Raw genomic sequence first — 21,050 nt, 5'->3', positions numbered from 1 at the left:
GGTCGGATGATGAGTCTTAAAAGCACATGAATCACAATCTAATGGATGTTTGCCATATGATGATGGTTAGACTGTTTGGCTTGACGGTACCTATATTATAAAAATAGCGAAAAAACCAATAACAATGGCACGGTTAATAAAAGAGTGGTTGCTTTTAAACCTTTGAATATCTACATTGTTTTTGAAATTTTTAAAAATCCCTGCTTAGCAAACAGGGATTTTTGATGAAAATTTAGCATTTTTGGTGTGCTGTTTTTATCGGTGTGCCACTTTTGGATTTAGTCCAGATTTGGCAGGGGGCTTGTATCAGTAGAATGTAAGTTGGCACCTTGTTTTTCGCTAGCACGCACCTCTTTGGCATATCTGTCTAAGATGGCATTGATGAACTTATGCCCATCGGTTGCCCCAAAGTGAGTATTTAACTGCATGGCTTCATCTAACACTACCTTGTATGGAATGTGCAGGCTGTGTTTTAATTCGTATGCACCGATGAGTAGTACGGCTTTTTCGATGGTATCTAACTTGTCAAAATTGCGGTCAAGATAACGAGAAATGTCCACAATCAACTCGCCTGCCTGTATGGGAATCTCACGCATTAGCTCATGATAATAGCCTAGATGCACTGTGTGCATGGCATTTTCGCTACGAGTACGGGCGACAATCGTGTGTGGCTCATTACCACCTAATAAATCACGACTCTGTGTGGCAAAACGATAATCGGTCATCAGCCATTCATACAGACCTTGCACTGCAAATCGGCGAGCCTTACGCACGGCGGTGTAGCTGGTTTTATAGCCTGTTTCGTTGATGTCGAATTGGTCGTTGGTGGTGTTCATAATATACCTTAAAATAAAATAGTGCTACATTGAAATCATCTTTCAATGGAAAAATTGGAGCAAGGTGCGATATTCAATGCTGTTACTGATGAAAAACCGCCCCAATACCAGATTATTAAATCGCCTTTAATACGCTTGCCATCTCAATGGCAGTCATGCCAGCTTCATAGCCTTTGTTGCCTGCTTTGGTGCCAGCTCGCTCAATGGTCTGTTCGATGTTTTCGGTGGTAAGAATGCCATTGATGACAGGAATGTCATAATCTAGAGCAACTTTAGATAAGCCTTTGGCAGACTCGCTAGCTACGATGTCAAAATGTGGTGTCGCTCCACGAATAATCGCACCCAAAACGACGATGGCGTCATATTTTTTTGATTTGGCGAGTTTTTGAGCGGTTAAAGGCAATTCAAATGCCCCTGGCACACGCACGACAGTGATGTTTTGACCTTGTACGCCATGACGCAATAGGGCGTCTAATGCCCCTTCTACCAAACTCTCAACCAAAAATCCGTTAAAGCGACCGACAGCGATGGCGATGCGTAGGTCTTGATTTTGGTCTAAAGCACCATCAAGGTGAGTGACGGCAGATTTTTGGGTGGTGTAGTTCATAGTTGACTCGTTTTTTACTAAAAAATGGGTATAAAATTTTGCTTATGATAGCATATTTTGGCAAAAATAGGGCGGTTTTCGTGCGTTTTGGTTGCGACCAAGTGGCTTTTCTGATGGTAAATAAGTTGGTTTTATTTGTCTTTCGCCCAATCCATCAAAGGCGGACAGAGATGCCTTGTTCTGCCATGTACTGTTTGGCTTCAAAGATGGTATGGTCGCCAAAGTGGAAGATGCTTGCTGCTAGCACCGCATCAGCACCGCCTTGGAGTACGCCATCGGCTAGGTGTTGTAAGTTGCCCACGCCACCTGATGCAATGACAGGGATATTCACAAGATTGCTAATGGTGCGTGTGAGCAACAAATCATAGCCTGCTCGTGTGCCATCGCCATCTATGCTAGTAACAAGTAGCTCGCCTGCTCCTCTTTTGGTCATCTCAACCGCCCATTCAACCGCATCAATGCCAGTAGCACGGCGACCGCCATGTGTAAAAATCTCAAAACCAATGCTACCATCTGCTCGTACCACTCGCTTGGCATCAATAGAGACCACGACGCACTGAGAACCAAAGCGAGCGGCGGCATCGCTGACCAGCTCAGGGTTGGTGATGGCAGCAGAGTTGATACCAACCTTGTCCGCTCCAGCGTTTAGCAGATTTCTGATGTCGTCAATTTTACGCACGCCACCACCTACTGTCAGTGGAATAAAGATATTTTTGGCGATTTGTTCTACCATATGATAGGTGGTGTCTCGCCCATCGCTGGTGGCGGTGATGTCCAAAAAAGTAATCTCATCGGCACCGTCATTATTGTAGCGAGTAGCAACCTCAACAGGATTGCCTGCATCTTTAATGTCCACAAAGTTTACACCCTTGACAACTCGACCATTTTCAACATCAAGGCAGGGGATTAGGCGTTTTGCTAGCATGATTTTCTCTTGTATGTGATATCTGATTTGTTGCGCTTATTATGACAATAAAGGCGTATTTATACAACCATCTTGGTAGAGATTTTTTCTTGGGGCTTATTTATTGATCAATTTGATTGTTTGTACTGCCTTTTTTACATCATTATTTTTTTATTGTCATTTTTATTCAAGATTTTTAAATCTCTAGCCTAGTTGCTAGCAGATTAAAACCACCTATCTGGTGGTTTTTTATGGTAAATTTATCCAAAAAGTTTTAAAATAGCCATTTTGGCTGATTTTATTTTATCCATTATTACCGAGAGCCTGCCATGTCTGTCTATACCCACCTGTCTGATGATGAATTTTTTGCGTTTTGTGGTTTGTTCGGTGTGAAGTTTAATAAAGCCATTCCCATCACGCAAGGCATCAAAAATTCTAATTGGTTTATCCAGACCGATACGGACAGTGGTGAGAGCTTCTCTTATGTGTTTACTTTATACGAAGAGCGAGTGCCTGCTGATATTATTAAAATGGCGACCGTCATGCACGCCCTAAAAGACAAGCTACCGATCGCCTCGCCACTCATCAAGCTGACCGCTAAGGGTCAAAATATCGGCGAAGATTGTGTCATGCGATATGAGAATAAGGCGATTTTGGTGGTGCCAAAATTATCAGGTTCACACCCTGCCAATACCGATGAATCCATGTGCTTTGAGATGGGAAAAGCATTGGCAACTTTGCATCAAACCCTAAAAACCTTAGAGCCTGCCGAAAAGTACGGCGTGCCACTTTATGACTGGGCAAGGGTCAAAGACCGTGAGACCGCCTATATGCCCTCTGATGAGGCTCGTCTTATGAATGACATCTGGACAGCTTATGCCAATCTGCCTGATGATTTGCCAAAAGGCTTGTGCCATTTGGATATGTTTACGGATAATACGCTGTGGGACTTTTCAGATGATACGGCTAGTCTAACAGGACTGCTTGACTTTACAGAGGTATCGGTTGAGCGTTATCTGATGGATATTGCCATTACCATCAATGATTTTTGTACCACTTGGGGTAATGCGACTGATGGCGAAAGCGTCAATTTTAGCACTGATAAAATGACTGCTTTTATTGACGGTTATGAAAGCATTCGTCCGCTTACCAATGATGAAAAAATTGCCCTGCCTGTCATGCTTGCTTACTCTGCCACAATCTTTTGGTTGCTTCGCCTAAATGTTATCCACTATAATCGTGAACAAGGGCGTACAGGCGATGACATTATGGTAAAAAACCCTGATTTGATGAAACGGCTGGCGAGTTTGCATTGGGGGCGTGCTGTCCGCTCATGAATTTAGCCCAAAGCACCTTTATTGATTTGTTTGCAGGTATTGGCGGTTTTCATCAAGCTCTAAGCCATTTTGGGGCAACTTGCGTGTTTGCCAGTGAGATAGACCGCCACGCCTGCCACACTTACCACGCCAATTATGGCATCATGCCACATGGCGATATCACCCAGATTGCCGAACACGACATTCCTGCCCATGATATTTTGTGTGCAGGATTTCCCTGTCAGGCGTTTTCTATCTCTGGCAAGCAAAAAGGCTTTGATGATGTGCGTGGGATGTTGTTTTTTGATATTGTGCGTATCATTAAACACCACACCCCCAAAATCGTCCTATTAGAAAATGTCAAAAATCTCGCCAAGCATGATAATGGCAATACCCTAAAAGTAATATTAGCTCATTTAAATGACTTGGGCTATCGTGTGCATTATCAAGTATTAAACGCATCGCATTTTGGTGTACCTCAAAACCGAGAGCGGATTTACATTGTCGGGTTTCATGACAGCATACAACAAGATGGCTTTACTTTTCCCATTGGTGATAATTCCCCGACTTGTGTTTTGGATATTTTACAAAATCATTCCCATATTGCCCCAATACAGCGTGATGATGTTATTTTTAAAAATAATTATCAAGCCATTTTTGATAAACATGGCAATAAAATATTACCCAACAAACCCATTCAAATTGGCATTGTCGGTAAAGGCGGACAAGGCGAGCGTATTTATCATACGGACGGTCATGCCATTACGCTATCGGCTCATGGCGGGGGCATTGGGGCAAAAACGGGACTGTACCACATAGACGGACACATTCGCAAACTCACCCCCAGAGAATGTGCCAGATTACAAGGCTTTGGTGATGATTTTATCATCAACCCAAAAGACGCCCAAGCCTATAAGCAGTTTGGCAATAGCGTGGCAATTCCTGTTTTAAAAGCTATTTTAAAAAACATCAAATCATATTAGGATAAAATGACAATGTTTAATGATAAGCAACAATTGGGTTCAAACACCGCAAAAGGCGGTTTTGCTAATGAAAAAACCATTGTCGCTAAATTCAATGATTATAAAAATGACAAGCACGCCCAAGCATGGCTTGCCACAATGGGCTATCATGCCGATGATATTCAAACGCTCAATGCCATACAAATGCCCACATGCCTAAATAAAAACAAAGTCACACAATTTGGCATTAGTGCCGAGCAATTTGACTTTACCCAAAAATACAAAAAAGCCGACTTGCAAATTCAATTAACCATTTGTGTTGATGATATTATTTATCGTGAAAACATCTCTGTAAAAAAAGCAGATTTGTCCGCCAATTTTAATCAAATAGACAAACGGGCAGTAACCACCTATCAGCAAATGTGGGGATTTGATGATGACATTGCCAAAACGCTCAAACAATTTACAGAGATTATCCCCACCGAAAGGGAGCAAATCTCATTAAAGGACAAAAGACGGTGGTATTTGACCGAATTGCCCAGTAGTGATACCCAAAAACTGATAGAATTTTTGACTTCCAACAAATATCTCATCATCAGCGACATTATCAAGGGGCGTGGCATGCTGTGTGCCGAGTGGTTTTTGGTGAGTCGTTTTTATGGGGACGGTATGATTGATTATTGCCTAAAAAACATCAATGAAGTCATCAACCACTATGCTCAAGGCGATGTGCAGATTAGCCCAAAAGGAAGTCTTGTCATTGGCAGGCTCACCGCCCAACGCAAAGGCGGTACGCCCGACCCCATGTCTTTGCAATTTAAAATCAAACCTTTGGATATTTTTAATTCATAAAAAACTAGGTAGAACCCATGTGCCAATTACTTGGAATGAACTGCAACACCCCCACCGACATCGGTTTTAGCTTTGCTGGCTTTCGTCAGCGTGGCGGAGCGACCGACCATCATGAAGATGGTTTTGGCATTGCCTTTTTTGAGCGTGGTGAAACTGGCAATATGGGGTTACGCCAGTTTCATGATAATCAGCCAAGCCATTTATCACCAGTGGCAGATTTGATCAATCAGTATCCCATCCGTGCGATGAATGTCATCGCTCACATTAGGCGAGCCACGATGGGAGATAAAAACAATCTATCTAATGTTCATCCCTTTGTGCGTGAAGTATGGGGCGAGCAGTGGGCGTTTGCTCACAACGGACAGATGAGTCAGAGTTTTGTGCGTCGTACTCAGCGTTTGGCTGCCAATGGCAACGCTGAATATTACGCTCCTGTAGGCACGACCGACAGCGAACTTGCTTTTTGTTATCTATTAAACCGCCTAAAAGCAACCTTTAAGACTCGCCCATCTGATGAGGCGTTATTTGCTTTTTTAACCGCTCAGTGCCGATATTTATCTGCTAACGGTCTATTTAATTGCTTGATTTCTAATGGTAGCTGGCAATTGGCTTATGCAGGAAGTCTCTTATTTTATCTGACTCGTAAAGCTCCTTTTGGCGAAGCTCAGCTGTCTGATGGTGAGATGAGTGTCAATTTTGGTGATGTTGCGACCGATAAGGATAAGGTAACTATTTTGGTAACGATACCACTCACCACCAATGAAAACTGGCAACAAATCGCCGTTGATGAGTGTGTGGTGTTCGCTGATGGCGATGTGGTCTTTAGAGACACCCCAAGCAAAAAAACCTACCTATCCATTGAAGAGGGCATTGCTTTGGCCAGAAGTGTGGGGGCGAGTGTTTAAGGTTTGGTCAAATTAGGTAAGCGAAAAGAGGTTCTAAAGCCACATAATAGTCGTACCGCAAGGTGCATCCAGTGGGAAATTTTGATTGTATCAAACTTAACAATAGCTTGATTCCAGAACAAACAAACCCTACAATTCTCCGATTTTTAGCTAAAAAATGAAAGCTCTTGTTGTGATTGATATCCAATGCGATTTTATGCCTGGTGGTGCGTTAGCCGTACCGCTAGGCGATGAAATCATCCCTATAGTAAATGTATTGCTACCCAAGTATCAGCACATTATTGCCACACAAGATTGGCATCCTAAGCATCACAAAAGTTTCGCCTCTAATCATTTAGGTAAAAAACCTTTTGATGTGATAATAATAAATGGTATAGAACAAGTGCTGTGGCCCAATCATTGCATAGCTGGGAGCTGTGGGGCAGAGTTTCACCCTGATTTGAAAACACAGTACTTTAAAGTCATTATTCGTAAAGGCACCAACCCAGAAGTAGATAGTTATAGTAGCTTTTTTGATAATGATTATGTGCAATCAACAGGGCTTGAAGGATGCCTTAAAGAATTAAAGATTACAGAATTACACTTTGTAGGTTTGGCTGCAGATTATTGTGTATATCACTCAATGAAAGATGCTTTAAAATTAGGTTTTAAAGTGAAATTATATGAAAATGCCACCAGAGCCATTTCTGAAGAAAATTATCAAAAGCAGAAAAAAGAACTTCTACAGAATGATGATTTTGGTATTTTGCACTACACTTTAGATTAAATCTACCATGAAAATAGCCTGATTTAGATACGGCAAAATAGGTAAAGTGATTGAAAGATGGCGACAGAACACGGATGCGAAATCGTTTTGAGAAATCCATCCATGTACTGAAGAGAGTATTGATTTGGCCAGAAGTGTGGGGGCGAGTGTTTAAGGTTTGATTGCTATGATAAATAGCGTATCATAGCTTAAAGGATAGCCTTTATCGGTGGCAAATTTTTCATAATTATCATAAAAAGCATTCAAGGAAGAGCGTGTCCACACCTGTCCGCCCACTGCCACACCTGTATCTTTGATGTGCTTTAAGATGTCTTTGGGGCAAGAGAAATATAGCACTTCTTGATGTTGATGGGTGCTGATGACATCAAAACCTGCCGTTTTTAGCATGGTTAAAATATCATCCATACTATGATAGTCTAGCCCTATGCCTGTCAATGTTTTGACTTGACTTAAGTTTTGTTTGCCAAAACTTGCAAAGGCAAGTACACCACCAGTTGTCAAACTTTGAAAGACTCTTTGAATAAGGCTAGATAAGTCCTTTATCCATTGTAGTGCTGAGCTTGATAAAACTAAGTCCACTTTTGGCAAATCAAGACTTTCTATATCACCGATTAGTAAATCTGCTCCATCAATACCCACATTGTACAAGTCATTAAGATATAGTTGTTCAATCTCCCATATGCTTGTATAAATATTGGTCAAGTTTCCGATGCCACAACCAATCTCTAGTACGCTTTTTGGACTAATGTTGGGCAGGTGTAATGACAACAAGTCGATGAGCGTCTGGCACATTTGGTGCTGAACGATGGCTGCTTTGCCATAAGTGGCATGAGCTTTGGCGAAGTTTTGAGCGACTTTATGGGTGTCCACATGAGTATTGATCATTGAAAACTACCTAACACATGAAGAAAGTCATCAATTTGTCTTCGTGTGATATCAGCGGTCAAGCACACTCGCAGGCGAGATGTGCCTACAGGCACGGTGGGCGGACGAATGGGCAGTACATAAAAACCATGTGAGCGAAACTTATCCGCTAAAGCAACTGTTTGGTTGTTATCACCGATGATGATGGGTATGATGTGGCTGTCTGATGGGCATTGATAGCCTAATTCTTTGAGTCTTTGAATAAAATATTTGGCATTGTCTAGTAGCTCTTGGCGTTTTTTGTGAAGCGATGATGACTTTTGGAAAATAAAATCTGACCACAAGGCATTGATGGGTGGCAGATTGGTGCTAAAAATTACAGGTCGCATGGTATTAATCAGCACCTGTTTGATGACCTCATCACAGACCAAAAAGCCGCCGATGCTAGCAAATGCCTTGCCAAATGTCCCCACCAAAAAATCAATCTCATTCATCACGCCCATCTGCTCTGCCACTCCAAGTCCATACCTGCCAAATGCGCCCACGCCATGAGCCTCGTCCACATATAAAGACACATTGGGATATGCCTGCTTTAAGGCGGCAAGAGCGGTTAAATCTGTCACATCGCCGTCCATGCTAAAGACGCTTTCGGTCATGATGATAATGTGGCGATAATGGGCGTGGTGCTTGTCAAGCAGTGCGTTTAATTGACAAAAATCCTGATGGCGATAGCGATAAGATTTTGTGCCACGCTCTTTGGCTAAGCGTATGCCATCTATCATGCTGGCATGTACCCATTTGTCCGCCAAAATAAGCGTTTGTTGATCGCATAAAGCAGGCATGATACCAATATTCATGTGATAGCCACTATTAAATATCAGCACCTCTCGTTTGTATGCTTTTGATAGCGTGGCTTCTAGCTGTTCATGGGCGTTGAAATTGCCTGTCAGTAGCCGTGATGACGATGAGCCAAATCTAAAATCAGTGCAGTGCTGATAAGTGTGTAAAAATTCATCTTTTAAGGCTTGGTCATTGATTAGCCCTAGATAATCATTGCTAGATAGGTTAATCAGTGCAGTCTGTGGGCGAAAGCTACGAATGCTATCTTTGGCATGTAGGGACGCTATTAACTGGTGATAGGGGGTAAACTTGTGGTTCATAAATCATCAAACAGCTGACAGGATTTGGCTTATCTTAGGGGATATAAGGGGTAAATGCAAGTCGTTGCAACTTATTTGTTTATATGGATTTTACAGATATCAGGTGGTTGGTAGATTTGCTCGGCGTGATAAGCAGGCAGAAGATAAAAACATAGCCATTATTGACAATGGCTATGTTTATTTGTCAATCAAGCAATTAGTAAGCAATCAGTATTCAATCACCACTTTCATCGCTTTTGTCTCTGATGCGTGTTTAAACACATCATAGGCTTTCTCAATTTCACTAAATTTAAAGTGATGAGTTGCCAATTTTTCCATTGGCAATTTACTGCACTCGCAAGCCTTTAGTAGCATACCAGTTGTGTTGGTGTTTACCAGACCTGTGGTGATTTTTAGGTTTTTAATCCATAATTTGTTTAGTTCAAAGTTAACTGGCTGACCGTGTACGCCCACATTGGCGATGTTGCCACCTTCTTTGACGATTTTTTGGCAGATGTCCCAAGTGGCAGGATAGCCGACCGCTTCTATGGCACAATCTACGCCACGCCCACCTGTGATTTCAAGTACTTTAGCAACAGCATCTTCTTTATCAGGATTGATGGTGTGTGTCGCACCCATTTCTTTTGCCATTGCCAAGCGGTTTTCGTCCATATCAATGACGATGATGGTTGATGGCGAGTAAAGCTGACCAGTCAAAAGACAGCCCATGCCTACAGGACCTGCACCAACAATCGCAACGGTATCACCTGGTTTGACATCGCCATACTGTACGCCGATTTCGTGCCCTGTTGGTAGAGCATCTGATAAGAATACGGCAACATCGGTGTTTAGGTTGTCTGGTAGAATGTACAAAGAGTTGTCGGCAAATGGTGTACGCACATATTCTGCTTGTGTACCATCAATCATATAGCCCATGATCCAACCGCCATTTTGTTGGCAGTGAGAATACAGTTGTTTTTGACAGTTTTCGCACGAACCACAACGACTGACGCAAGAGACGATGACTTTATCGCCTTTTTTGAAATTTTTGACGGCAGAACCAACTTCTTCAACGATGCCAATGCCTTCATGTCCTAAGATACGGCCATTCCACTCGCCGGTTTTTTCACGAGCGACAGCTTCAATCTCTGGGTTTTTACCCTTCCAAATACCCAAATCTGTACCGCAAATGGTGGTTTTGGTCATTTTGATGATGGCGTCTGTTGGGTCAATGATGGTGGGTTTTGGACGCTCTTCAAAACGAATGTCGTTCGCTCCGTAGTAGGTCATTGCTTTCATTGTTGCCATGATACACACTCCTTTTGATTTGATAAGGTTGACTGTCAACCTATTTGCTACATTAGCATAAGTCAAACACAAGGTAAAGAAAAAAATTTAATAAAATCAATATGTTATATTATATCAATTATTATTTTATGAACGCTTTAAGAGTTAGGCTCTTGAAAAATCAGTTTTTATCTCTAAATTATTTGGTGTATTTTTTAATCATATGGGAGTAAATCATGACCGCAACCAACCATCAGTTTGAAGCTGAAGTTACCAAACTTTTGCATTTAGTTACGCACTCATTATACTCAAATCCTGATATTTTTATCCGTGAACTGGTGTCAAATGCTTCTGATGCCTGCGATAAATTGCGTTTTTTGGCGACCACAGACGGCACTTTGTACGAAAACGATGGCGAGTTGGCAGTGAAGATTGATATCAATCCAACTGATAAGACTTTGACCATCAGTGATAATGGCATTGGCATGAATAAGAACGATGTCATTGAAAATCTAGGTACGATTGCCAAATCAGGCACTAAGGCATTTTTGGATAAGCTGTCAGAGACGGACAAAAAAGACGGCAACCTGATTGGACAGTTTGGTGTGGGGTTTTATTCAGGTTTTATTGTTGCTGATAAGATTGTTGTTGAGAGCAGAAAGGCAGGCGAGGATAGCAGTCAAGGTGTTCGCTGGGTATCTGATGGCACAGGGCAATTCACGACTGAGTCTATTGATAAGCAGGCACGAGGCACAACCATCACCTTGCATCTAAAAGATGAGTATGCCGAAGGTGAGCAAAACTACCTAAATCGCTACAAAATCACTTCACTCATTAATAAATACTCTGACCACATCAGCCTTCCTATTCAGATGTACAAAGAACAATGGCAAGATGAGCTAGATGACGAGGGCAAGCCAATCGCTGGCAAAGGGCAATATGTTACTACCGATGAATACGAGACCATCAACAAGGCGTCTGCCCTATGGACGCGTGCAACCGCTGACATCAGCGATGAAGAATATCAAGAGTTCTATAAAACACTAAGTCATGACTTTAGTGATCCGCTTACTTGGACGCATAACCGTGTTGAAGGGCGTGTGCAATATACCCAGTTATTATATATCCCGACCAAAGCACCGCATGACTTATATGCCCGAGAACAACAAAGAGGGCTAAAACTCTATGTTAAACGAGTGTTCATCATGGATGATGCCGAACAGCTACTGCCGATGTATCTACGCTTCATCAAGGGTGTGATTGACACTTCAGATTTGCCACTGAATGTCAGTCGTGAGATTCTCCAAGAAAGCAAAGATGTTAAAGCAATTCGTGATGGTAATGCACGCCGTATACTGACTTTGCTTGCCTCATTAGCAAACAGTGAAGATGTAGATAAGCAAGATAAGTTTAAGGCATTTTATGCTGAATTTGGCGATGTACTAAAAGAAGGTTTGGGCGAGGATATGTCAAACCAAGAACGCATTGCCAAGTTACTTCGCTATACCACCAGCACCAATGGCGAGCTTGCTACAGGTTTTGCTGACTATAAGGCACGCATGAAAGAGGGGCAAAAAGCGATTTATTATTTGACCGCTGATAATTTAGCCGCTGCCAAGAATAGCCCACAGCTTGAGCTGTTTAATAAAAAAGGCATTGAGGTTATTTTAATGACTTCTCGTGTTGATGAATGGGCGATGAATTTTCTGCATGAGTTTGATGGCATACCACTTCAAAACATTGCCAAAGGAGCGGTGGATTTGGGTGATTTGACTGATGAAGCTGAAAAAGAAGAAGTGAAGCAACAAACAGAAAATCTAAAACCTGTGGTTGAACGCCTAAAAAGCACACTAGGCGAGCGTACCAAAGATGTGAGAGTCTCTAGCCGTCTGGTAGATAGTCCTGCTTGTCTGGTGGTGGGTGATGGCGAATTAACACCGCAGATGGCACAGATGTTAAAGGCAATGGGGCAAAATGTGCCTGAGATTAAACCAATCCTTGAGATTAACCCAACGCATCCGCTGATTACTCGTTTAGATGATAGTAGCGACTTTGATGACCTAGCCCAAGTCATCTTTGATCAAGCTTTGCTTGCTGATGGTGGTACGCTTGATGACCCAGCAGGGTATTTAAAACGCATCAATAAGCTATTATTGAAATAAATTGTATGATTAAGTATAAAAACGCCCACTTTTTGGGCGTTTTTGTTTGTTGGTGTGGTGGGTAAAGGTGGTATGATGAGCATAAACATTGTACAATATTGCTTGATGTATTAAGCCTAATATATAACCATTATATAACCATGAGTGATTTTTCTTCTCTTTTTGCAACCATCAATCTGTCTGCACCGTGGCTGATGCCTTATCAACATATTCATCAGCTTTTTGTTGAGAGCGAGCAGACAGGAGAGCTTGCTGATTGGTTGAATGGCTATTTTTGCCAGTATGCCATCAAGCCTGTGCTATACGGTACGGAGCGGTCATTGCGTTTTGTTAGTCAAGATGATTTGCCACATGGCACAGCCTATGAAAAGCATATTTTTGATACTGCCAACATTCCGACTAGAAACAATCTTCATGATTGGTTTGGTGCGTGTGTCTGGTCGGTATTCCCTAAATCAAAGGCGGTGTTAAACCATGTGCATATTCGTGAGATGGCGTACGATGATCAGCTAGGTGGACGCAATCGTGTCAGAGATGCCATCACGGTATTTGATGAAAACGGGGCGATTTTGGTAACCAAAGATAAGGGCATTGCCACCGCTTTAAAAAATTTTGATTGGCAAAACTCATTGGTTAGCCCTAGAATCTTTTGGCACAACCCCAATGCCATCAGCGACCAAGAAAGTAGTCAGGTTGTCATCTTTGGGCATGCTTTACTTGAGCAACTCATCACGCCTAGAAAACCTTTATGTAGTCATACGCTGATTATTGAGGTGGATGATGAATACTTTTCCAAAGATTTGGCAGGTAGGCTAAGTTATCTAGACGAACTGTTAAGTGTTCGGCTTATTCGTTGGCTAGTGGCAGGGGCAACCCCAAGAGACTTATCACCTTTACCCATTTTAGGCGTGCCACACTTTTGGGATAATGATAATGCGTCATTTTATGATGATGCTTTTGTGTTTCGTGATGGGCGTAGAAAATAAGTGTTTTGCTGAGATGATACAACCCTAATTTGATGGTTATCCAATCTTGTCCAGCTTGCCAACAAGTCGTAGCTTATGAGTACTTATTAACAAGCAACGCTGTATAACAAAAATGCACCCTAAAGTTAGGCGTGCATTTTTAAAGATTATTCAAATTGCCCAGATGTTTAAATTGGCTAACTGTCAAAAATCTTGCCTTTGTTGATGATGCCATTGGGGTCAAATACCGCCTTGACTGCTTTCATGTATTCAATCTCGGTTGGGGAGCGAGTGTAATCCAAATATGGCTTTTTGGTCATACCCACACCGTGTTCGGCAGAGATGGAGCCTTTGTATTTTTGTACAGTTTCAAAGACATATTTATTGACCGTTTGACATTTGGCAAAAAAGTCGTCCTTGCTAAGGGTGTCAGGCTTTAGGATATTTAGATGTAAATTGCCATCGCCAATATGCCCAAACCAACAAATCTCAAAATCAGGGTAATTGTCCTTGACAATCTGATCGATATCACTAATAAAATCGCCTAAGTGCGTAATGAGTACTGACACATCATTTTTGTAAGGGGTGAATACTGAAATGGTTTCGGAGATACTTTCACGCAGTTTCCATAGGTCTTGAAGTTGTCCTACGCTTTGGCTCATTACGCCATCAACAATCAAACCTTCTGCCATCGCACTCTCAAACACATTCATGGCAGTATCCAAAACTTCATCACAGACCGCCTCAAATTCCAATAAAACATAAAAAGGCGTACGGCTCTCAAAAGGCTCTTTGGCATGACCTGCATTTAGTACCTTATCAATAGCGACACTATCAAAAAATTCAAAAGCGGTCAAATTTAATGCCTTGCCAAACTTATCAAGCAGCCCCACCACTGAACCAAAATCAGGCACACCCAAGACCATCGCTGTAAGGTTTACAGGCTGTTTTTCAAGTTTAATCAATGCTTTGGTAACAAAGCCAAGCGTACCTTCTGCACCGATGAACAGATGGCGAAAGTCATAGCCTGTGGCGTTTTTTAGCATACCGCCGTTTAGTTCCAAAATATCTCCTTTGCCTGTAACAACCGTCAAACCCAAGATTTGGTTGCGTGTCATGCCGTAACGAATGACTTTAATGCCACCTGCATTGGTGCCAATGTTGCCACCGATTTGGCTAGAACCTGCGGAGGCAAAGTCCACACCATAGTATAATCCTTTGCTTTCGGCAAATTCTTGCAAGGTTTTGGTAATCACACCAGCTTCCACCTCTACCATGCGGTCAGCTTCATAAAATACACCGATGGCGTTCATCTTATCAAAGCTGACCACCACCTCGCCATGACTGGCAACTGCACCAGCAGACAGACCTGTACGACCACCAGATGGCACAAGTGGTACTTTGTATTTGTTGGCAAGGCGGACGATGCTAGCCACTTCTTCGGTTGTGCGTGGAAAGACGATGGCAGATGGAGCAGGGGCGAAGTGTTTCGTCCAGTCCTTACCCCAGTTGTCTAGGCTGTCTGCATCAGTTTTTATTTGGCTGACATCTAGCAGGTTGGTTAATTGGCTTAGAAATTGGCTGTCGATTTGATTGGTCATGTGGCAGATTCTTATCCAAAGAAATAAGTGCTATGATAACAGAAAATGATATCGCTTTTAAGACAAAATCATCAATATAGCACCCAATAAAGAAAAATAACAACAAAAAATAAAAAAGCCAGTCTGTAGTAAGACTGGCTTTTTAGAATATTGGCACTCCATAGGGGATTCGAACCCCTGTTACCGCCGTGAAAGGGCGGTGTCCTAGGCCTCTAGACGAATGGAGCACAAGAGAAAAGTCTTTCAACTTTTGAAATGTAAGATGATTGCCTAGGTGCTTACATTCCACATTAACAAATTTGGTGGAGCTAAGCGGAGTCGAACCGCTGACCCCTTGCATGCCATGCAAGTGCTCTACCAACTGAGCTATAGCCCCTTTGTTAAGGTGGGCGTATTATATAATGTGCTTTATGGGCTGTCAAGAAAAATTTTTTTAAAATTGAAAAAAGCCGACAACTCATTGAAAATCATCGGCTTTTTTGTTTTCTTGATGCCTAGCTTAGAAAATTTGGCAAGGTTTTATTGACCTCTTCTAATTTTTTTAATTTCTTTTTGCCAAGTCCGCCCAGTACTTCGCAGGCGTGGCGTAGGCGAGCTAGGGTCATGTCTACCCCAATGATGTACATTGAGTTCATCACAGGGGTGGAGCTTGTGCTACCTGCAATGGCGACAAAGAACGGCTGCATAAAGTCTTTTAATTTAATCTCAAAATGACCTGCCAGACCTTTTAGAGTCTGGTAGATATTCTCTTCGCTCCATACTGGCAAAGCCTCTAACTGCCAAGTTGCCAGATATAGGATTTCTAAGAGCTTGTCGTTATCTAGTGATTTATGAGCAAAATCTTCTACCTTGATGTTGGGCAGGTTTTGAAAATAAAAAGATGCCCAATTCACCGCATCGGTTAAGGTATTGATGCGAGGCTGAATGGCTTTGGCAATGTTGGTTAATTTTTCATCATTAAATGCCCAAGTTAAAATGCGTGTTTTTAGTTCTTCTGCACTCATTTTGCGTAGGTACTCGCCATTGAGCCAGTAGAGCTTTTCAATATCAAACACAGGTCCGCCCAGAGAGACTCGTTTAATATCAAATGACTCAATCATTTCGTTTAATGTAAAGACTTCTGCTTCGTTCGGCAGGCTGTAGCCCATACGCCCTAAATAATTGATTAATACCTCTGGTAGTACGCCTGCATCACGATAGTAGGTGATGGAGGTTGGGTTTTTGCGTTTGGATAACTTGGATTTATCGGGGTTGCGAAGTAGTGGCATATGGCACAAGGTGGGTATTTCCCAACCAAAATACTCATATAACAACTGATGCTTGGGGGCGGAATTGATCCATTCTTCGCCACGAATGACATGGCTGATTTGCATGAGATGGTCGTCCACGACATTGGCAAGGTGGTAGGTTGGCAGTCCGTCCGTCTTTAGTAGAATCTGCATATCTATCGTCTCCCAAGGAATGCTAATCTCGCCCCTTAACATGTCATTAAAGGTGCAGACCCCTTCGGTTGGTACACGCATTCTGATGACAAAAGGCTTGCCACTCTTGGCTAGCCTGTCGCTTTCTTCACGAGATAAGTTTGCATAACGACCATCATAGCGAATGGGCTGACCATTTGCTTCTTGTTCACGACGCATGGCGTCTAATTCTTCGGTGGTACAAAAGCAACGAAAGGCGTGTCCTTTATCCAAAAGCTCTTCAGCGTATTTTTTGTAAATCTCGCTACGCTCAGATTGACGATAGGGGGCGAACTGACCGCCTATATCAGGACCTTCTGACCATGTCAAACCTGCCCAGCGTAAGGCGTCCAATATCATCTGTTCGCTTTGAGCGGTGGAGCGGACTTGGTCGGTGTCTTCAATGCGTAAAATAAATTCCCCGCCCATAGATTTGGCAAAAACCATATTAAACAGGGCGATATAAGCCGTGCCAACATGAGGAAAGCCTGTTGGAGATGGGGCGATACGAGTACGAACTTTGGTAAAGGCCATGAAAATTCTCTTATTGTCTTAAAAAATGCTAAAAACAGCGAAACAAAACATTGTGGATGGTTGAGATACATTAAAATAAATTTAAGTTAGGGTATGATACCAAAATCTGCTTGGTTTTTGTAGTGAAAAGTGAAGGTGGGCGAACAACTAGGGCTTTAGCAACAATTACATACAAAAACAGATTGGATTATCCAAAAAATCCTTGATAGAATAAGTGGTTAAATAAAAATTTGGTTTTTTGGTATGGATATTGGTGGCTTGGCAGGCTTGTGTATGAATTTTACACAAATAACCGATCGAGTGATATAAATGGCTTGACTATATAACAAAGCTTGAGATAATACGCATTTTAACAATCAAATACCAAGCAAGACAATCAATGCACGCATCAACCAACAAGAGGCATCATGAATAGCAAGCAACAATTCACTCACCAAACGGTTCTACTACATGAAACGGTAGCGATGGTGCTAGGTGTGCAAGATTTGCTGGCGACCCCGAAAGGTTCAATGAATGGTGTATATGTAGATGCAACCTTTGGGCGTGGTGGGCATAGTCGCTTGCTTTTGGAATATCTAAGCGATGATGCTAGATTGTTTGTATTTGATAAAGATATTCAAGCGATAGAAGTCGCCAATCATCTTGCCACCCAAGATGGGCGTGTGCAAGTCATTCATGATAGCTTTGCCCAATTAACCAACAGATTATCAGAGCTTGGTGTGGACCAGATTGATGGGCTGATGGCGGATTTGGGGGTGTCTAGTCCGCAGATTGATGATGGCGAGCGTGGATTTAGTTTCATGCGAGATGGGGCGGTGGATATGCGTATGGATACGACTCGTGGCGAGTCTGTGGGTGCTTGGTTGGCTCGGGTTGATGTTGATACGCTGGCAGATGTGTTGTATGAGTACGGTGAGGAGCGACACAGTCGCAAGATTGCTCGTGCCATCAAAGCGATGGATAGTTATGATTCAACCTTAGCACTGGCAGAGACCATCAAGGCGGCACACCCAGCTTGGCAAAAAGGCAAGCACCCAGCCACCCAAAGTTTTCAGGCACTCAGAATCTTTATCAATAATGAGCTTGGTGATATTGATGACTTTTTGGCACAAAGTCTTGGTATCTTAAAAGCAGGCGGGCGTTTGGCGGTGATTAGCTTTCATTCGTTAGAAGATAGACGCATTAAGCAGTTCTTAAACAACCACAGTCGTGGTCGCCATGAAGGCGATGATCAGTTGCTCATGCCACCCAAACGAGAAAAATATTTTGATAAGCCGATGCGTATCGCTCCAAGTAATGATGAGGTCAAACAAAACTCTCGTGCCAGAAGTGCGTGGCTACGGGGGGCGGTGCGTCGAGATGTCGCCTTTGTGGGTTGATTGCCCTTGAAGTCATGCTTCATTCATCTTTAAATTGATAGTTATTTTAAAGTCATTTATTTTGTTTTGCACCATTTAAAATCTGATAGATACCATGAATAATAAACTTGCTCACTTCACCCAATCACAAGCCACTACTGATGAAGCGGTCAGTATGGTGGGTTTGTATCGTTTGTTTTTGGGTGTGCTTTTGGTTGCTATCATGTGGACGGGGGTGAGTATCTCAGCCCAGACACAAGAACATCATGCCACCTATCGCTACTTAAAGCAGTTAAAAAGTGAGCTGACAGCCATGCAGGTTGAAGAACAGCGATTGCTCATTGAACAGCAGACTTTTAGTGCAACGCCACAGGTGGCAAGCCGTGCGGTGAGCGAGTTGGGTATGTTCTTTCCAACAGGGGATCATCGCCGTGTCATCGCACCAAATAGACCCAATGGCGTCCAACCCAATGCAACAAAGGTGGTTCAATAATGAAAAAACCAACACAAAAACAAGGGGTTTCATCAAAAGTTGTGCCACCGTTGCGTCAAAAAGCCATGCCAAACAAGACTGATGCCAAACAAGACGAGCAACGCCCATCAATGGTTTTGTCCATGATATCGTCATTGTTGAGTATATTTGGTAAGAAAAATCATCGACGCCAAGCGACCATGTTGGGCGGTATGCAAGATGTCAATCGCTATCGTTTGGTTTGGTTTATGATGGCGACTGCGTTTTTGGTGTTGTTTGCTCGTGCGTTTTATCTACAAATCATCAATTCATCTTATCTGGTGGAGCAGGGCGAAAGGCTCATCACCTCAAAACGCAGTGTCCCCGTATATCGTGGCATGATTACCGACACTAATGGAGCACCATTGGCGGCGAATGCTCCGCTATCAACGGTGGTATTTAGCCCCTATGATTATGCCAATGAATATTATCGCTTGGATAAAATCATTAAGACAACCACTGATGCTAAAGCTCGTGCCAAAGCTGCCAAAGAGCTTACCGAGATGGATTTGGTAAGACTAGCTGTAGTGGCAAATTTTCCGTTGGAAAAACTACAAAAAGCAGTAGCAATCAACAATGCCATAGACTATGCTGACGAGAGTGCCATCAAAGAAGCTCTGCCAAGGGGGGCTGGCTCTCGCCGTATGATTTTATTGACAAAAGAATCGCCAGAGGTGGTTGAACCGGTTATTAAGTTGGACTTTGTGGGCGTGAGTGAAGAAAAATTCTTTCAAAGATATTATCTACAAGCTGAGCCGAATGCACAGATTCTAGGCTATATGGCACAGTCAAGTGATGAGAAAAATGGTGGCTATGTCGGTCGAGCAGGCATTGAAGCACAATACGAAAAACAGCTTGCAGGCGAGCGAGGGCAGGTATTGGTTCTAAAAGATGCTCGCCGATCAGCCATCAAAGAAATTAAAGAAATTAAGCCAAAGATTGAGAGCGAGAACATTGAGCTTACCATTGATTCACGCTTGCAGTATGTGCTATACAAAGAGTTGGAGCAAGTGGGGCGTGCCCAGTCTGCTCGTTCAAGCTCTGGCATCGTGGTGGATGTATTAACTGGCGATATATTAGCGTTGGGTTCTTGGCCATCGTTTAATGCCAACAATCTGTCTGAGCGGACAGGGGCAAACGAGCGTAATCGACCGTTGCTAGACACCTTTGAACCGGGTTCGGTGATGAAGCCTTTTACGGTGGCAGCCGCCTTGGAGTCAGGTAAATACACCACCAGTTCACTCATTGAAACCGCACCAGGTAGTATGTATATCGGTGGCTATGTTATTCGTGATAGTGGCAACTATGGTGCCATCACCTTGGCAAGACTGATTCAAAAGTCAAGTAATGTGGCTTCAGCCAAAATCGCACTAAACTTACCAACCAATGCCATCTCTGATATCCAAAGACGCTTTGGCTTTGGGCGAAAAACTGCCCTAAATTTCCCTGCCGAAGCATCAGGTAGCGTCAAAGACCCCAGCGAAAAAGATGTTACTCGTCGTGCTACGCTAAGCTATGGCTATGGACAGAGGGTAACGCTTGCCCAAGTGGTTCAAGCGTACGCCGCTTTGGCAAATCATGGTGAATTGCGTCCATTGCGTCTGGTTAAAAATCAGCCAAGCCCAGAGTCTATTCAGGTGATTAAACCAGAGCACGCTGAAGCGATTGTCAAGATGATGGAATTGGTTACGGAGTCGGGAGGTACGGCACGAGCTGCTGCCATCAATGGTTATCGTGTGGCAGGTAAGACGGGCACGAGTCGCCGTACCAAGCCTGAAGGTGGTTATTATACTGACCAGTATCGCACGACATTTGTCGGAATTGCCCCAGCATCAAATCCAAGATTTGCCATTGCGATTTTGGTAGAAGACCCACGCCGTCAGTATTATGGCGGTGGCGGTGTGGTTGCTGCACCTGTGTTTCATCATGTCATGAAAGAGGCACTTCGTCTGTATAATGTGCCTTTTGATAAGCCGTTACAAGCCGATGCCAAGAGTACGCCTAAGGCTCAATAAGACATA

Annotated in this window: 18 protein-coding genes and 2 tRNA genes; 10 read left to right on the top strand and 10 right to left on the bottom strand. The window is 42.9% G+C overall.

What is annotated here, in order from left to right:
- Positions 1-278 precede the first annotated feature (278 nt).
- The 3 genes from nusB to hisF all read right to left on the bottom strand — a co-directional run bounded on the left by nusB (position 279) and on the right by hisF (position 2,368).
- Positions 279-836 (bottom strand): transcription antitermination factor NusB, encoded by a 558-nt coding sequence (gene nusB / locus LU276_RS08970; protein WP_284673497.1) that lies wholly within the window; start codon positions 834-836, stop codon positions 279-281.
- 115 nt (positions 837-951) lie between these two features.
- The gene (gene ribH / locus LU276_RS08965; protein WP_284673496.1) at positions 952-1,443 is read right to left on the bottom strand and encodes a 6,7-dimethyl-8-ribityllumazine synthase; all 492 of its coding nucleotides are present in this window, start codon (positions 1,441-1,443) and stop codon (positions 952-954) included.
- 154 nt (positions 1,444-1,597) lie between these two features.
- The gene (hisF, locus tag LU276_RS08960; RefSeq protein ID WP_284673495.1) at positions 1,598-2,368 is read right to left on the bottom strand and encodes an imidazole glycerol phosphate synthase subunit HisF; all 771 of its coding nucleotides are present in this window, start codon (positions 2,366-2,368) and stop codon (positions 1,598-1,600) included.
- Positions 2,369-2,676: 308 nt separating this feature from the next.
- Between hisF and LU276_RS08955 the strand changes: the two genes are divergently transcribed.
- The 5 genes from LU276_RS08955 (at position 2,677) to pncA (ending at position 7,148) form a co-directional block, all read left to right on the top strand.
- Positions 2,677-3,684: a homoserine kinase gene (locus LU276_RS08955; RefSeq protein WP_284673494.1), complete on the top strand. Its 1,008-nt coding sequence runs from the start codon at positions 2,677-2,679 to the stop codon at positions 3,682-3,684.
- Positions 3,681-4,646: a DNA (cytosine-5-)-methyltransferase gene (gene dcm / locus LU276_RS08950; RefSeq protein WP_284673493.1), complete on the top strand. Its 966-nt coding sequence runs from the start codon at positions 3,681-3,683 to the stop codon at positions 4,644-4,646. The genes LU276_RS08955 and dcm overlap by 4 nt, the downstream gene beginning before the upstream one ends.
- A 6-nt stretch (positions 4,647-4,652) precedes the next feature.
- Positions 4,653-5,477 (top strand): PDDEXK family nuclease, encoded by an 825-nt coding sequence (locus LU276_RS08945; protein WP_284673492.1) that lies wholly within the window; start codon positions 4,653-4,655, stop codon positions 5,475-5,477.
- Positions 5,478-5,494: 17 nt separating this feature from the next.
- Positions 5,495-6,382 (top strand): class II glutamine amidotransferase, encoded by an 888-nt coding sequence (locus tag LU276_RS08940; RefSeq protein WP_284673491.1) that lies wholly within the window; start codon positions 5,495-5,497, stop codon positions 6,380-6,382.
- Positions 6,383-6,539: 157 nt separating this feature from the next.
- Positions 6,540-7,148, top strand: a complete 609-nt coding sequence (gene pncA, locus LU276_RS08935) for a bifunctional nicotinamidase/pyrazinamidase (RefSeq protein WP_284673490.1) — start codon at positions 6,540-6,542, stop codon at positions 7,146-7,148.
- Positions 7,149-7,298: 150 nt separating this feature from the next.
- On the opposite strand, the gene LU276_RS08930 is transcribed toward pncA, so the two are convergent.
- The 3 genes from LU276_RS08930 to LU276_RS08920 all read right to left on the bottom strand — a co-directional run bounded on the left by LU276_RS08930 (position 7,299) and on the right by LU276_RS08920 (position 10,459).
- Positions 7,299-8,033 (bottom strand): methyltransferase domain-containing protein, encoded by a 735-nt coding sequence (locus LU276_RS08930; protein WP_284673489.1) that lies wholly within the window; start codon positions 8,031-8,033, stop codon positions 7,299-7,301.
- On the bottom strand, positions 8,030-9,172 hold the full coding sequence (locus LU276_RS08925; protein ID WP_284673488.1) for an aminotransferase class I/II-fold pyridoxal phosphate-dependent enzyme: 1,143 nt from the start codon (positions 9,170-9,172) through the stop codon (positions 8,030-8,032). The genes LU276_RS08930 and LU276_RS08925 overlap by 4 nt, the downstream gene beginning before the upstream one ends.
- Before the next feature lie 207 nt (positions 9,173-9,379).
- The gene (locus tag LU276_RS08920; RefSeq protein WP_284673487.1) at positions 9,380-10,459 is read right to left on the bottom strand and encodes a zinc-dependent alcohol dehydrogenase family protein; all 1,080 of its coding nucleotides are present in this window, start codon (positions 10,457-10,459) and stop codon (positions 9,380-9,382) included.
- 215 nt (positions 10,460-10,674) lie between these two features.
- On the opposite strand from LU276_RS08920, the gene htpG reads away from it, so the two are divergent.
- Positions 10,675-12,600 (top strand): molecular chaperone HtpG, encoded by a 1,926-nt coding sequence (gene htpG / locus LU276_RS08915; protein ID WP_284673486.1) that lies wholly within the window; start codon positions 10,675-10,677, stop codon positions 12,598-12,600.
- 140 nt (positions 12,601-12,740) lie between these two features.
- Positions 12,741-13,586: a DUF3025 domain-containing protein gene (locus LU276_RS08910; RefSeq protein WP_284673485.1), complete on the top strand. Its 846-nt coding sequence runs from the start codon at positions 12,741-12,743 to the stop codon at positions 13,584-13,586.
- Between the two features lie 176 nt (positions 13,587-13,762).
- Here LU276_RS08910 and LU276_RS08905 read toward each other — a convergent pair whose 3' ends face one another.
- The 4 genes from LU276_RS08905 to gltX all read right to left on the bottom strand — a co-directional run bounded on the left by LU276_RS08905 (position 13,763) and on the right by gltX (position 17,160).
- Positions 13,763-15,166, bottom strand: a complete 1,404-nt coding sequence (locus LU276_RS08905) for an FAD-binding oxidoreductase (RefSeq protein WP_284673484.1) — start codon at positions 15,164-15,166, stop codon at positions 13,763-13,765.
- Between the two features lie 151 nt (positions 15,167-15,317).
- Positions 15,318-15,393: transfer RNA gene (locus LU276_RS08900), tRNA-Glu, on the bottom strand.
- Between the two features lie 73 nt (positions 15,394-15,466).
- Positions 15,467-15,542: transfer RNA gene (locus tag LU276_RS08895), tRNA-Ala, on the bottom strand.
- Positions 15,543-15,660: 118 nt separating this feature from the next.
- Positions 15,661-17,160, bottom strand: coding sequence for a glutamate--tRNA ligase (gene gltX, locus LU276_RS08890; protein WP_284673483.1), 1,500 nt, complete (start codon positions 17,158-17,160; stop codon positions 15,661-15,663).
- 407 nt (positions 17,161-17,567) lie between these two features.
- Here gltX and rsmH point away from each other — a divergent pair, with 407 nt between their 5' ends.
- The 3 genes from rsmH to LU276_RS08875 all read left to right on the top strand — a co-directional run bounded on the left by rsmH (position 17,568) and on the right by LU276_RS08875 (position 21,044).
- On the top strand, positions 17,568-18,539 hold the full coding sequence (rsmH, locus tag LU276_RS08885) for a 16S rRNA (cytosine(1402)-N(4))-methyltransferase RsmH (RefSeq protein WP_284673482.1): 972 nt from the start codon (positions 17,568-17,570) through the stop codon (positions 18,537-18,539).
- Between the two features lie 94 nt (positions 18,540-18,633).
- Positions 18,634-19,011, top strand: coding sequence for a cell division protein FtsL (ftsL, locus tag LU276_RS08880; protein WP_284673481.1), 378 nt, complete (start codon positions 18,634-18,636; stop codon positions 19,009-19,011).
- Between the two features lie 110 nt (positions 19,012-19,121).
- Positions 19,122-21,044: a peptidoglycan D,D-transpeptidase FtsI family protein gene (locus LU276_RS08875; protein ID WP_418001294.1), complete on the top strand. Its 1,923-nt coding sequence runs from the start codon at positions 19,122-19,124 to the stop codon at positions 21,042-21,044.
- Positions 21,045-21,050: the final 6 nt, after the last annotated feature.

The sequence above is a fragment of the Moraxella haemolytica genome, assembly GCF_030177935.1.
Classification (GTDB): Bacteria; Pseudomonadota; Gammaproteobacteria; order Pseudomonadales; family Moraxellaceae; genus Moraxella; species Moraxella haemolytica.
Note: the sequence above shows the minus strand (reverse complement) of the source record. Positions and strands in the feature narration are given on the sequence as shown.

Excerpts from the sequence above, each read along its gene's own strand:
- hisF (WP_284673495.1), bottom strand. The coding sequence starts at position 2,368 with ATGCTAGCAAAACGCCTAATCCCCTGCCTTGATGTTGAAAATGGTCGA.
- htpG (WP_284673486.1), top strand. The coding sequence starts at position 10,675 with ATGACCGCAACCAACCATCAGTTTGAAGCTGAAGTTACCAAACTTTTG.
- LU276_RS08940 (WP_284673491.1), top strand. The coding sequence starts at position 5,495 with ATGTGCCAATTACTTGGAATGAACTGCAACACCCCCACCGACATCGGT.
- LU276_RS08945 (WP_284673492.1), top strand. The coding sequence starts at position 4,653 with ATGACAATGTTTAATGATAAGCAACAATTGGGTTCAAACACCGCAAAA.
- ribH (WP_284673496.1), bottom strand. The coding sequence starts at position 1,443 with ATGAACTACACCACCCAAAAATCTGCCGTCACTCACCTTGATGGTGCT.
- ftsL (WP_284673481.1), top strand. The coding sequence starts at position 18,634 with ATGAATAATAAACTTGCTCACTTCACCCAATCACAAGCCACTACTGAT.
- rsmH (WP_284673482.1), top strand. The coding sequence starts at position 17,568 with ATGAATAGCAAGCAACAATTCACTCACCAAACGGTTCTACTACATGAA.
- LU276_RS08925 (WP_284673488.1), bottom strand. The coding sequence starts at position 9,172 with ATGAACCACAAGTTTACCCCCTATCACCAGTTAATAGCGTCCCTACAT.
- LU276_RS08930 (WP_284673489.1), bottom strand. The coding sequence starts at position 8,033 with ATGATCAATACTCATGTGGACACCCATAAAGTCGCTCAAAACTTCGCC.
- LU276_RS08875 (WP_418001294.1), top strand. The coding sequence starts at position 19,122 with ATGGTTTTGTCCATGATATCGTCATTGTTGAGTATATTTGGTAAGAAA.
- LU276_RS08905 (WP_284673484.1), bottom strand. The coding sequence starts at position 15,166 with ATGACCAATCAAATCGACAGCCAATTTCTAAGCCAATTAACCAACCTG.
- nusB (WP_284673497.1), bottom strand. The coding sequence starts at position 836 with ATGAACACCACCAACGACCAATTCGACATCAACGAAACAGGCTATAAA.
- LU276_RS08955 (WP_284673494.1), top strand. The coding sequence starts at position 2,677 with ATGTCTGTCTATACCCACCTGTCTGATGATGAATTTTTTGCGTTTTGT.
- gltX (WP_284673483.1), bottom strand. The coding sequence starts at position 17,160 with ATGGCCTTTACCAAAGTTCGTACTCGTATCGCCCCATCTCCAACAGGC.
- LU276_RS08910 (WP_284673485.1), top strand. The coding sequence starts at position 12,741 with ATGAGTGATTTTTCTTCTCTTTTTGCAACCATCAATCTGTCTGCACCG.
- dcm (WP_284673493.1), top strand. The coding sequence starts at position 3,681 with ATGAATTTAGCCCAAAGCACCTTTATTGATTTGTTTGCAGGTATTGGC.
- pncA (WP_284673490.1), top strand. The coding sequence starts at position 6,540 with ATGAAAGCTCTTGTTGTGATTGATATCCAATGCGATTTTATGCCTGGT.
- LU276_RS08920 (WP_284673487.1), bottom strand. The coding sequence starts at position 10,459 with ATGGCAACAATGAAAGCAATGACCTACTACGGAGCGAACGACATTCGT.